10 protein-coding genes are annotated in these 12,336 nt (G+C 52.8%); 2 read left to right on the forward strand and 8 right to left on the reverse strand.

Annotation, left to right across the window (positions count from 1 at the left end):
• Window positions 1–176: 176 nt before the first annotated feature.
• The 3 genes from ACO0LH_RS01740 to ACO0LH_RS01750 all read right to left on the reverse strand — a co-directional run bounded on the left by ACO0LH_RS01740 (window position 177) and on the right by ACO0LH_RS01750 (window position 2,199).
• Window positions 177–1,073 carry a hypothetical protein gene (locus ACO0LH_RS01740; protein ID WP_422939319.1) on the reverse strand — a complete coding sequence of 299 codons (897 nt, stop codon included), beginning with the start codon at window positions 1,071–1,073 and terminating at the stop codon, window positions 177–179.
• A gap of 13 nt (window positions 1,074–1,086) precedes the next feature.
• A complete protein-coding gene (locus ACO0LH_RS01745; protein ID WP_422939320.1) occupies window positions 1,087–1,602 on the reverse strand; it encodes a hypothetical protein in 516 nt (171 codons plus the stop codon).
• Between the two features lie 84 nt (window positions 1,603–1,686).
• Entirely contained in the window at window positions 1,687–2,199 is a 513-nt protein-coding gene (locus ACO0LH_RS01750; RefSeq protein WP_422939321.1) for a hypothetical protein, read from the reverse strand.
• A gap of 239 nt (window positions 2,200–2,438) precedes the next feature.
• On the opposite strand from ACO0LH_RS01750, the gene ACO0LH_RS01755 reads away from it, so the two are divergent.
• The gene (locus tag ACO0LH_RS01755) at window positions 2,439–2,696 is read left to right on the forward strand and encodes a hypothetical protein (protein WP_422939322.1); all 258 of its coding nucleotides are present in this window, start codon (window positions 2,439–2,441) and stop codon (window positions 2,694–2,696) included.
• Window positions 2,697–2,799: 103 nt separating this feature from the next.
• On the opposite strand, the gene ACO0LH_RS01760 is transcribed toward ACO0LH_RS01755, so the two are convergent.
• From ACO0LH_RS01760 to ACO0LH_RS01780, 5 genes are all read right to left on the reverse strand, one after another.
• Window positions 2,800–3,501: a hypothetical protein gene (locus ACO0LH_RS01760; protein WP_422939323.1), complete on the reverse strand. Its 702-nt coding sequence runs from the start codon at window positions 3,499–3,501 to the stop codon at window positions 2,800–2,802.
• Window positions 3,502–3,577: 76 nt separating this feature from the next.
• Window positions 3,578–4,189 (reverse strand): hypothetical protein, encoded by a 612-nt coding sequence (locus ACO0LH_RS01765; protein WP_422939324.1) that lies wholly within the window; start codon window positions 4,187–4,189, stop codon window positions 3,578–3,580.
• 154 nt (window positions 4,190–4,343) lie between these two features.
• Complete coding sequence (locus tag ACO0LH_RS01770) at window positions 4,344–6,035, reverse strand: glycosyltransferase family 4 protein (protein WP_422939325.1); 1,692 nt, start codon at window positions 6,033–6,035, stop codon at window positions 4,344–4,346.
• Window positions 6,032–7,609, reverse strand: coding sequence for an asparagine synthase-related protein (locus ACO0LH_RS01775; RefSeq protein ID WP_422939326.1), 1,578 nt, complete (start codon window positions 7,607–7,609; stop codon window positions 6,032–6,034). The genes ACO0LH_RS01770 and ACO0LH_RS01775 overlap by 4 nt, the downstream gene beginning before the upstream one ends.
• Window positions 7,610–7,746: 137 nt before the next feature.
• Window positions 7,747–11,268, reverse strand: coding sequence for a hypothetical protein (locus tag ACO0LH_RS01780; RefSeq protein WP_422939327.1), 3,522 nt, complete (start codon window positions 11,266–11,268; stop codon window positions 7,747–7,749).
• Between the two features lie 619 nt (window positions 11,269–11,887).
• Between ACO0LH_RS01780 and ACO0LH_RS01785 the strand changes: the two genes are divergently transcribed.
• Window positions 11,888–12,325: a response regulator gene (locus tag ACO0LH_RS01785; RefSeq protein ID WP_422939328.1), complete on the forward strand. Its 438-nt coding sequence runs from the start codon at window positions 11,888–11,890 to the stop codon at window positions 12,323–12,325.
• The last annotated feature ends 11 nt before the right edge of the window (window positions 12,326–12,336 follow it).

Consider the following 12,336-nt stretch of genomic DNA (forward strand, 5'->3'; position numbering starts at 1 on the left):
CAAGCATAACGACCCAGGCCCATCTTTGTTGACTACAGACTTGTAAAGTATTGCAACAGCAGTTACAGGTGATGGCGACGACAAGTGACAACTGCTGATCGATGGCAATTTAGTAACCCAACTCCAAGAATATTATTGCTTGCATCATGCTGTTTTCTCCATGCTGAAAATGAGATTTAATATTCAGGTCGAAGAATAAATGACTGTAAAAGTTTTTCCCATACAGCTTGCATTGCCACCCAGTCTTTCAGATGTATGCGCTGATAGCTCAGTGTTACTTTTGCATTCAGTGGCTTGAATATAAAACCCTGTTCACAAAAAGCAGGTGCTGGTGCCTGCAAGCCATTGCCCGATGCTTCCGCTTCTTCTGCCGTACAGCGTATAACTGTATTCAGATTTTTTTTCTCGTCGTAGCTGAAATAAACATCGTCTTTGAAAATGTCACCATATTGCGATCGTGGAATAACTGGATAGTGGCTAAAATCGATACCGATACGTTCCAGACCATAACGTGCAGGCTTGGCATCTACCTGTTCTCTGTTACTACAAATGGCAGCATCAATCAATCCGCGTTCATTCTTTTCCACTTTGGGGTAATAGCAAACATTGTTCAGATTTACAGAAAAGGTCTTGAAGTCATATTGCAAGCGATTGACATTAACACCGTCATAAATGTCAATTGCAGATAACTGTAATAATGCATATACCTGCAATGACTTGTCATGTGCAGGCTGGGCCAACCATTTCATTTCATCCAATGGCGCCATGTCGGGCCAGAAAGCAGAAACGGAAAAATTAGCATAGGCTGGCGCTGTCATTTTCCCTTGTTTCTGCTGAAATAACTGCGTCTCAGCTAGCAGCGGCAAATTCCATACCGTGTTGACCTGGAAAGCATAGGGAATGCGTAAATGCGTCCATTCAATACCAGTCGTGGTTTTTGGCCAGGTGATATTGAAGAAGATCACAGGCTTTTCGTCAGCGCTGGCGTTAGCGTTGCCCGAGGTAACGAGTAGCAGGTCAAGAACACCGAGCACAAGTCTGATAGAAAAGAACAAGCCTGCTATGGTTCTCATTAGCGATGCGCTCTTATTTTTTATGTTCTTTCTCAATTTTCTTCAACCCCAATTTATCAAACAAATTGACTTGATTGTCTGGCCCACATTGTCCAGAAAACGTCCAGGGATAAACATCTTCAGTTGCAGGAAACATCCGGCTGACAAAGCCACCGTTTGCGGTGACATATGCATAATGAAAAACCAGCTCACCCGTTTTGGCATCGATATAGCGTATAGGCAAAATTTTTATCGCAACAGCTGTATCTGCTAAATATTGTTGGGGGCGACTATCGAAATAAACTGTACGCCCTCTTGTTGATGCAACATCGATATGAACCATGGATTCTTCATTGCAAATTTTTTCAAACTGCCTTTTCCCAATGAATTCGTCAGTTAAAGGTAAGGCCAGCAGCATGAAGAAAATGAAGAACGCAATGAAAACACCCCACCATTGCTCAATGATTTTGCGCGTTAAAAATCTGCTGATCTTGAATACGATATACAACCACACTGGAAAGCACAGCAAAAACAAGATCAGGTGTATCAATGGACCAGCTCCAAAAAAACCCAAATTACATTAACTAAGTAATGCCATCGGCAAATACGAAATGCCGAACATAGCAAACAGCATTCAATCATTTATATGCTGCCATTGCCCGTTCGAAAAATCATAACTTTCCAGGTCAAACACGATGTAAGTGCTGGCATAGACAAAATAGGGCTTGCCTTCATTGATGCCATAAGCAGTAGTGCCCAGGTGTTTTCTCAGCCATTGCCTGGAAAGCCCGGCAGTGGCACTGTCTGGCGGGTAATGCCCTTTTTCCTGCCTGTATTGTTCTATACTGGCGACGGCCTGATTGGCGTATTGTCTGGCGACTGAGGCCATCCATATATGGCCGGCAATGATGATGGCAAACCCGGTTAGCCAGATCGCTATTTTTGCACCCCGCAATGTACGCTGTGGCGGATGTCTTCCCATGATGTAGATGCTGTAAAACAGCCACGGTAGCCAGAACAACATTACTAAAATCAGTGCGAAGCCAAAGTGGCGTTGCATCAGTGTCAAAGTGATGAAGCTTACCCCGGCGATACACGATGCCAGTGGGCGGAACTTGGTATACAACTTTTGCAGGGTGTCAGACATCAGAAATGCCAGTTAAGCTGCGCAGCATTCGAGGTGAAAGCATGCATCAGGCGCAAAGCATATCATGTTTATATGGCAATAATTCGAGGTTTTTGCTGCACTTGTGCAGAATGGCGCACTGATAGCGGGATATTGCAAATATGCGTTCCCCTGACACAAAATTTCTTGCTACACTCATCCTGCTTACCGGCTTAAAACCAAAACCCACGCTGGCTTCACACCCTGATCGGATTCGCATGATGGATGATATCTTCGAAATCCTGCTGCAATTGTTTGGCCAGATTATTGGCTATGGGACAGGTCGTTTGCTGATACCCATTTTATCTTTGGGCAGCATGCGCGGTGAGCATTTTGATGGAGAGACGGGGCCAGATAAAAAATCCTATTTCTGGCGGGACGATACCGGCATCGTTGTCAGCAGCGGGACGACGACATTCATCGGCATCGTCTTCTGGGTTGCGGTGCTGATTGCGGTGGTTGTGCATTTCAATAGCTGACGGCAACAGGCGTTTGCCTGTGTAGTCAGCCTGTGTAGTCGGCCTGTGTAGTCGGCCTGTGTAGTCGGCTCGTATAGGCTGCCTGTTTCCTGGCACCCGCGTGTCACGGTGCAGGCTTGGTCGTTGCCGTTATACCCCACACACTTTCCAGCATGGCATGGCCGCGTGCATCATATTTGATGAGTTCTGCGCGCTGGTAGGGATAAAAATCATTCTCGCCAAAATAGGCTTCGCTGAGTTCGGCAAAATATTCACGGTGGTTACCCAGGGCATAGGCTTCCTGCAACTCTGGCCTGTGATCACGTGTCACCTGTTTGTATAGCCCGGCTGCTTTTGCCAGCTCATAGGCCTGCAAGATGCGGGCGTCGAGTTCAGGGTGCAAAAAGTGGTAGGCATGCGACATTTCATGCAGTAGCGCATACGGCTGGCTGCGTACCAGGGTGGTGAATTCACGCCAGTTACAGATTTCTATATTGCCGGCAAATTCAACGGGGTAGCCATTTTCTTTCAGCCATTGTGCCGACGGGTGATGCTGCGCACCAAAGGCGCGGTAGGTACCGCTAGACACAAAGATTTTAACGCCACGCAAACCTGCCAGCGCTGGGGCTGGCAGCTTGTTGAGTTTGTTGAGCTGGTCGTTCAAGACCACCAGAAAGGCCGCTTTTTGTGCCGCATCTGCGGTTTGCGCGCCCTGGTCGAACAGTACAGTCCAGCCAGCGATTTGCCTTGCTTGATAAGTGGTATGGGGATGGTCCTGGGCAGGGACAACGCCGTGGGCCTGACCGCTTGCCAGCCAGGCGAGCATGGCCCATATCAAAGACAATAAAAACTTTGGCACTTGCGTATGACGAGACAGAAACGGGTAGATGAACTGTGCAATATCAATGCACCTTCAAACCATTTACCATGGAAAAATGCTGCATCTTTTCAATGATGGCATTGTTTGATACATAGACGCTGATGATGGTGTGTTCGGCGTCATTGACCCAGAATTTGACATAGCCAATGTCATTGGTCTTGTACAGGTAACGGCCCAACAGGCTGAAGAAACCGACACCAAACAGGGCGGCAGCTGCGGTCGCGCCATTGATGGACACGCCGCCAATGGCCAAACCACCACCGTCTTTGTATTCCATTTCCCAGCGCAGGATGTCGCTGTAGAGCATGGCTTTTTGTTTGCCATCGTCGATTATGTAAATGGTCTTGTTGGCGTAATTGAGAGCGATGGCGCTTTCGCGGCAAGTGTCGAAATAGGCAGGGTCACTGATTTGCGAAAACGACTTGATGTCGGCCAGCAATTGCTGCTTGGCGCGTCTGGCCTTGACGACGGTATTGATCAGCGCATAGATGGTCCAGATGATGACAGGCAAGCCCAGGATATTGCGGAAGGTTTGCGAATAGGTCACCTGAGAGATCACATAGAACAAGACCCAGGCGGTGAGCAAAATTCTGACAACCGGGCGTTTAAAGAAGTGGATCAATCTTTGTATCATCTTTTTCCATCTCGCAAGCAGATAAATTAAAAGCCCCTGCATATGCTTACCTTTGCACATGCAAGAGCCAGGTAGATCATTATAAGGCAGGTGCATGTTCATTTATCAATGCCCCTTGGCAATTATGTAATCAAAAGTTACAAAATCAGCGGGATCAAGGCAGTCGCCTGGCCAGACCCATTTTGAGCAGCCACATCAGTTGCCTGTGCGCCTGCTGGGGCCTGAGATGGCAACTGGCACCCAGGCTGCCTGCCAGTTCGCCAAAGCTGGCCGGGCCATGCACCAGTTGCAGCAACGCAGCGCTCAGGAAGGGGATGGACAACACACCGAGTGCATGGTGATAAGCGGGCAGCTTGGCCCTGCCCTGGCAGATCGCATGCCCCTCATCAGTGAGCGCGATCTGACCCTGCTGATCAAGTTGCGCGCTGGGGTAGTGAGAAAACACTTGCGGTATCGCCTGCAGGTTATAGTCTTTTTGCGGCTGTGGCTGCCACGGCGTGTGGCTGGCGACATCGGCCAGCTCATCCCATAAGGCTTCATGCTGGCCGACCACGACTTGCCAGTCGTAACTGGCAACCGCCCGCTCACGTGATGCCGCACCCAGGCGCTGGCGCAGGGCCGCAGAATCGATCAGGCTTTGCAGGCTGGCCGCCAAGGCATCGGGGTCGACCACCACGCTTTGGGCGCTAGCGAGATGGTCGGACATATCATAGGCGTCATACACGCCTGCGCCCAGGCTGACGTCATCAAGCGTGCCATCTGCGACAGGTGCAGGCATCCAGGTGGGGATGCGGAAACCTGTCACATCGTCGATGACGGTATCGCGGTAACCGTCCCAGTCAGACACCACTTGCGGCACGCCGCAGGCCATGGCTTCGATGGGGGTGATGCCAAAGGTTTCCTGTATGCTGTCCGCCGGTGAGACAAAAATGTCTGCCGCTGCGTGGTACAGATGCCGCTGCCGTACTGGCACGGGGCGCAACAATACGCGATCAGCGATACCCAGTTCACGCGCATGAGCCTGCAAGGTATGGCTGACAAACTGGTGGCCGGAACCACCGATCAGCAAGACCAGCGGCTGGCCTTCAGGGCCGAGCCGCAAACGTGCAAACACTTGCAGCAGTGGCAGCAGATCTGCCTTGTCGAGTGGTGAAAAGCGCCCTACCCATAACAATATCAATGCGTCTGCCGGCAAACGCAGTTGCTGGCGCAAGGGTGTTTTTGGCCTTGGCCGGAACACCTTGCTGTCCACCCCCAGCGGTATGGTGGCCAGGCGCGGTGTGAAAGACAGTGTCAGGCCGTGGCTGGCTTCCAGGCTGGCGCTGACGCTGGCAAACATATTCTGCACAACCTGCCTGGCTGAAGCGGTCGGGCAAATCAGTGCATCACAGGGCTGGCCGTCTTGCAACAGCATGCGCAATATCCAGCTATGGTTGAGGCCGGCATAACTGTAGGCATGCGGCGTGGCCGTGACCGGATACAGGCGCGACGAATAGCGCTGGCGCAAATCATGTGCGCCATGCAAATTGCCATCAAGGTCATGCCAGGCGGCAAATGGGTGATCCGCAAAATGATTGCGCAAGGCGCGCATTTCTGCCAGCACGGGGCGCACCTGCGCTGCGGCCTGCTGTTCAAGGCGCGGCATGGGGTTACTGCGCTTTTGCAGCAGCGGACTGTTCTGAAAAAACCGCAATTCGCCAGGACGGGAATACTGCAACAGCGCGCCACAAAAACCTTCTACTGCAATGTCACGGCCAAACACACCGGCCGGATCTGGCTCGGGGTCGTTGATGTCCAGGTACATGCCCAGCCTGGCCATTTTTTTTGCCCCTGTCACTGCACTCATGCGGCGTCTCCGGCCAGGTGGCGCAGGCACAATTCAAGGCTGGCGGCACTGTAGAAGGGCAAGACTTCATCATCGCTGCCATCTTCACACCAGCCCTGGAATTGCGCTTGCAAGCGCTTGCTGTCTACCAGCCCGGCCTGGGCCAGCAACGGGGCGTCAAACAATTCGGCCAGTTGTGCCGTGGCGCTGTCGCGCATGCCTGCCGACAGGGCTGTCTGGAAGCTGTCGTTGACGCGGCTGTCCACCACCTCGGTAGTGCAGTTGAGTTCGCGCAACATGCGTCTTTCTATCGTGCGGCCTACCCGCCATGACCACGGCAGTGCACCGCAGAACAGGTTCAGTTCTGGCGTGCATAAAGGATGTATCGGCCAGATGCCATGACGCAAATACATGGCCGAACCCAGCGCGGCAGACTCCAGTGAAGAGGCATCAATGGCGGCCCGGGGTGCAGGCGCACGTGGCGTATTGCGCATGGCCTGCACGGCGCGCAGTGTCAAAAAATCAGATTGCGTACGCACGCAGGTGGCCGGTTCCAGCGCAGCCAGTTCCGGCGGTGGCGGATCTTCATCCCCATAGAGCGGACATAATTCATCGCCGCCAAAGCCGGTAAACATCGCTTGCACACCCTGTTGCGCGGCCAGGCTCAGCATGACATTGACGCCTTCATCATAGATTTCTTCCCAGGGTACGCTGACCTGCTGTTGCCAGCGCGGCGAATTGCGCGCCAGTGGCAGGTGGGCATCAAGCTCAACCGTGTGGTCGACAAAACCGAAACGGTCTATCAATGATTGCCGCCTTGGCTGCTGGCCCGGTGCATCGATATGAATGCCATAAGTCTGCCATTGTGGCCGGTGCTGCTGGCAGACTATCGACACCAGGCTGGAATCAAGCCCGCCACTCAATTCAGACGCATAGCGGACATCATCATGCAGCCAGCGCCGTATGGCCTGATCAAGTATCGTCACCGCTGCCTGCGCAGGCTCAGCACCCGGGCGCAAGGGCTTGCGGCTGACAGGCGCCGCTTCACGCGGGTAGGCAATGTGGATGCCACCGCCCTGCCAGCGTGCGTAACTGCCTGCTGTCGTGACCTGCAAGCCGTCAAACAGGGTATGGCGCGAATACGGCATGTCAAATTCATGCAAAAACCGGGCAGCCCGTCCAGGGTGCAAACTGTTCAGGCCAGGCAGGTGCTGATAAAGTTGCAAGGGGTCCCAGTGTCCATGCAGGGTCCATTCAGCTTCACAAAAAAAGACCGGGGCCGTACCCCAGGAACCCTGACGTACGCGCACAGTGCCATCAGTATGGTCGATTAATGCAATGCAGGTCTGCAAGGGCCATGCACAGGCTGCCTCGATGGCGGCGGCAAATTGCTCCCTGCCCATCACCTGGCTGGCGGCAGGCCCGGGGCCGCGTTCACGCACGACCAGTGCGCTCGTGCCAGGTGCACGCAGGGAATACGATTCCAGCATGGGGTGTTGCAGTGCACGCACCCAGCTTGCGCTGCAACTTATTTCACCATCAGTCGCATGCCATCCCTGACGCAAGGCAGGGGCATGGATTTTAAGACTCAGCATAATGTCCTTTTTTCTGAGCGGTTTTCAACATAAAAAAAGCGCGCAACCCGGTGCTTTTTTGCACCAGGCCACGCGCCGATTTCAACGACCGTTCAGGTTCTTACTGTTTCTGACGAGCACATCAGTCCCTGAAAATATCATTTCTTCCTGCGCTGACGGTCTCTTGCGCCAGCTCTTTTCGCTGTCTCCCCCAGGGCAGAATTTCCCAGCAATTCTGCGATCTGTTCGCGCAAGACATCTGCTTCATCCGGCTCATCAGATTCATAGGATTCATGAAAGGCCAGGGCATTATCTTCATCACCCACAACACCATCCGATTTCTTTTTCCGCTGACGATCACGCGGACCATAGATCTTGGCATCGTCCATGGTGGTCAGTGCAATCACATTTTTCCTGCGCTGGCGGTCTCTTGCACCGCTGACTTTTGCTGTCGTTCCCGGATCATAATTTTCCAGCAATTCTGCTATCTGCTCACGCAGGTCATCTGCTTCGTCAAAGTCACTCTCTGCTTCGCCTTGCAGTACCATTTTCTTTTTCTTCTGACGATCACGCGCGCCAGAGCGTTTGGCACTATCCGGTTCAGCACCCAGGTGCAACGGTTTTCTTCTGCGCTGACGGTCTCTGGCACCACTGACTTTTGCTGCGTCTCCCAGATCAGCATTTTCCAGCAATTCTGCAATCTGTTCGCGCAAGTCATCTGCCTCATCGGGCTCATGGAATGCCAGGGCATCGTCGTCATCAATGCTGTAATCCATGCGTTTTTTCCGTTGACGATCACGCGGGCCATAGATTTTTACATTATCCTTAGCGGCCAAAGTATTCGCATTTTTCCTGCGCTGGCGGTCTCTTGCACCGCTGAGCTTGGCTGTCGTTCCCAGATCATAATTTTCCAGCAATTCTGCAATCTGCTCAAGCAGGTCATCTGCTTCGTCAAAATCGACCTCTGCTTCGCCTTGCAATGCCATTTTCTTTTTCTTCTGACGATCACGCGCGCCAGGCCGTTTGGCATCATCCGGTTCAGCACCCAGTTGCAAAGGTTTTCTTCTGCGCTGACGATCTCTGGCACCACTGATTTTTGCTGCGTCTCCCAGATCAGAATTTTCAAGCAATTCTGCGATCTGTTCGCGCAAGTCATCTACTTCATCGTATTCATGAAATGCCAGCGCATCGTCATCACCAACAACGCCATCCCATTTCTCTTTACGCTGACGGTCACGATTACCAGCACGCTTGGTATCGAGCTCGGCACCCAGCAGCGCTGTCTTTTTCCGACGCTGAAGGTCTCGTGTACCACTGGTTTTGATTGTTGTTTCCAGCTCTGAACTACCCAGAAATTCTGCGATATGCTCAAGCAATGTATCGGCATCATCTGCCTCGTCAGAGGCTTCCGCCAGCATATTGCGTGGCTCGCGCTTCTGACCACGGCCAAGGTCTCGTATGCCAGGGAATTTGGCGGCGACGCCAACACCCTGGGCCAGGTATTTTTTCTTGCGCTGACGGTCGCGTGCACCACTGACCTTGGCTTCTGCCTGTTCATACTCATCATCGCCGTAGCCAGCCTGCGCCTGCTCGCGCAGTGCAAGCAGTTCATCGACAAGATCGCGTAACAAACCGGTATCGTCAGATACGTCCGATGACGACAGGTCTTCATCATGCAAGGACAATTTCTTTCTCTGACGGTCACGCGCACCGGCCAGTTTGGCACTGACATCGGCGTTGACATCGGCACTCAGCCTCCTTACTTTCCTGCGCTGACGGTCACGTGCGCCGCTGATTTTAACTTCATGGTCTTCATCATCATCGTCGTAGCCAGCCTGCGCCTGTTCGCGCAGTGCAAGCAGTTCATCGACGAGATCGCGTAACAGGCTGATTTTATTCTCGCCAGTCACATCATCAAACTGGTCTTCATCGCTGCCGTCAAAATCATCTTCTTCAAACTGCTCTGAACCGTCGGCGATATGCAGGCCGTGATACTCCTCGTCTGCATGATCAAGGTCATGGTCGCCAGACAAAATATCTTCTGCCAGCGCGCTGAAGCGATAGTCTTTTTTAGCCTGGCGATCGCGTGCACCTGCCAGCTTGCTTGGCAGTGGGCGCGGGTCACTATCATCGTCCGGCCATGGGCGGTCATCACCGCCGCCATCTTTCTTGCGCTGGCGGTCACGCGCACCGGCTGTCTTGCCGGCGGTTGTCAGAGGTGCCAGATGATTGCTTTTTTTACGCTGGCGGTCACGTGGGCCGGCGATCTTGCTGTTGACTTCCGCATGCAGGCCATCATCGATACCCTCTGTGCCTTCAACAGTGTCGGCCCCGTCAGCGGGCAGGCCGAAAGAGCATTCCGGCGCAATGTTGGAAATCAGCGCAGTCTGTAATATCGTGATGCGGCTATGGTTGTCGGGATATGGCTGGCCATTGGCTTCTTGCGTCGGCGGGGTGATATCGAGTGTGTCATCCTGCTCTTTGGCCTGTTGCAGGTAGCTATACAACAATTCCAGCTGGGCGATGGCTTTGGGCAGGCGGGCGGCATGCTCTTCACCAAACCAGATGGCGCGCAATGCCACGGCGGCGGCAAACCAGTCTGCCCGGCCTTCGCAGGTAACACCACCAGGCAACAGCGGCCAGCCCAGCAGGTGCCCGACTTCATGCGCCAGTGCCAGTGCCAGCCCTTCTACTGCAAAGCCCTTGATACGCGCCAGCCCGCCAGACAGATACACGGTTTGCTGGCCCGAAGCCGGGTTGACCCAGGCATAGGCGTTGACGGTATTGTCATACCAGTTGAAGTGGAAACGGATATCGTAATAGCGCGGTTCGAAAACAAATTCAACCAGGTGTTCACACAGGTCTGGCAGATAGAGGCTGGATGTCGGCTCTTTCGGTGCGTGGCGGTCAAGTACGGCGGCTTGCACTTCCGGTAAAAAGGCGCTGGCATACGCCGGGATGGCAACCGCAAAAGCCGCCGCCGGAATGAAAATGCCATCCACCAGTTGTATCGGTTGGGTATAGGTATGTTCTTCCGAACCATTTTTTTCCAGCCAGGCGCTGGAGCCGATGGACGGGCGCTGCGCGTTGCTCTGGTCTGGCATGATGATGCTGGCGTCACCAGTGACGACACCCTCGCTGATCAGGAGGTGACCATCGAGGCTGGCTGTGTCAGCCTTGCCGCAGATCAGTTCCCAGAACTGACCTATATAGTTACCCATGACGATGGCATCAATGCTGACTGGCCTGCCATCACCGCCTTGCAACTGGTCGCTGGCCTGCAAGGCATAGGCAGGTACCAGGGTCTTGTCAGCCAGCAGGAAGGGGTAATCCATATTGACGACGCGCTCCAGCACGGCACCATCGCTGTCCTGGTAACGCAGGTAGATGCTGTTCCTGAATTCGGCGGTATTGCTTTTGACGAGGCTGCTGACCGTGCCCGGCACGAATTTCAGATCCAGCCCTGCCGTGGCAATGCCGGTTTCGCCTGCCTGCAAATCTTCTATCCGTTCCTGGCTGCCATCTGCCATTGCAACCAGTGTGCCGGTAGCAAGGCAGGCACGGGCCGCATAAGTGCGCTTGCCGTGCGCCAGTATCATGCGCCCGGCGCCTGCTTCATCATCCAGATCATGTTCTTTCGCAGAAATATAAAAATGATCACTGCCTTCACTTGCCGCCATGCTGCCCCCTATTGGATTAACTTCAGTTGACTTCGATAGACTCAATTCCCTGGCTTGCCCAGCTTTACTCCAACGCAGGCATTGCTGCGGCTGATGGCCTCTGCGCCTGTCTCACCGCACCCTGCCCTGCTCTGCCCTGATTTGACTTACCTGATGATGGCGAATCTTTGTGGCAACAGCATGACCTGTCAGCTCATTATTTGCATAATCAGCAAGTGTGATGTTTGATGGTACATGAGCTTTCATCAACAAAGTGTGTTTTATTCAAGGCTCTTTATTTGCTCTTTATTTGCTCTTTATTTGTTTTTTATCTGCGTTTTCTCTACCTTGCAGCGCCCTGCCCTGCGCTGATATCACCCGCGACATCTCAGAGGTAGGAAAAACAAGGCATTGCGTAATGTTACTCAAATTGTAACTTCATGTTAAAAACGTAACACTCCTGTCATTCAATATTGCACCATCGTGCTAATTTGCCTACTATTGACTTAATAAATTTCCAATTAAATGCGAATTTTTCAAATTAAATTTAGAGCAATGTCCTCCAATTGAAAAATAATGTTGCATAAAAGTTGCCCTGTAGTATTATTGTTTGATGGCCCTTCTGTCGAAAGGCGTTCTTATGGATGACAGCATCCCGCAGACCAAACCGGTCACGATACTGATCGTGGACGATGATGACGTTGATGTCATGGGTATAGAACGGGCGCTCAAAAAACTCAAAATTGCCAATCCCATCGTGCGTGCACGTGATGGCATCGAGGCGCTGGAAATTTTGCGTCAGCCAAACGGTGTGACGCGCCCCTACCTGATTTTGCTAGACATTAATATGCCACGCATGAACGGGCAGGAAATGCTGGCCGAGCTGCGCCGTGATACGCAGTTGTCGCCTGCAGTCGTGTTTGTTTTAACCACCTCGCAAGACGATCAGGACAAGGTGCTGGCTTATTCGCAGCATGTGGCCGGCTATATCGTCAAACAGCATGTCGGTGACGGCTTCATGCGTGTCATCGAAATGCTGGATCGTTATTGGCGCATAGTCGAACTTCCTATCGCATAAGGGGACGCATG

This window comes from Undibacterium sp. TJN19, assembly GCF_049339485.1.
Lineage (GTDB): Bacteria > Pseudomonadota > Gammaproteobacteria > Burkholderiales > Burkholderiaceae_D > Undibacterium.

Bases quoted from the DNA above. Each gene is read 5' to 3' on its own strand.
- ACO0LH_RS01765 (WP_422939324.1), bottom strand. From the start codon at position 4,189: ATGATACAAAGATTGATCCACTTCTTTAAACGCCCGGTTGTCAGAATT.
- ACO0LH_RS01760 (WP_422939323.1), bottom strand. From the start codon at position 3,501: ATGCTCGCCTGGCTGGCAAGCGGTCAGGCCCACGGCGTTGTCCCTGCC.
- ACO0LH_RS01755 (WP_422939322.1), top strand. From the start codon at position 2,439: ATGGATGATATCTTCGAAATCCTGCTGCAATTGTTTGGCCAGATTATT.
- ACO0LH_RS01750 (WP_422939321.1), bottom strand. From the start codon at position 2,199: ATGTCTGACACCCTGCAAAAGTTGTATACCAAGTTCCGCCCACTGGCA.
- ACO0LH_RS01780 (WP_422939327.1), bottom strand. From the start codon at position 11,268: ATGGCGGCAAGTGAAGGCAGTGATCATTTTTATATTTCTGCGAAAGAA.
- ACO0LH_RS01770 (WP_422939325.1), bottom strand. From the start codon at position 6,035: ATGAGTGCAGTGACAGGGGCAAAAAAAATGGCCAGGCTGGGCATGTAC.
- ACO0LH_RS01785 (WP_422939328.1), top strand. From the start codon at position 11,888: ATGGATGACAGCATCCCGCAGACCAAACCGGTCACGATACTGATCGTG.
- ACO0LH_RS01775 (WP_422939326.1), bottom strand. From the start codon at position 7,609: ATGCTGAGTCTTAAAATCCATGCCCCTGCCTTGCGTCAGGGATGGCAT.
- ACO0LH_RS01740 (WP_422939319.1), bottom strand. From the start codon at position 1,073: ATGAGAACCATAGCAGGCTTGTTCTTTTCTATCAGACTTGTGCTCGGT.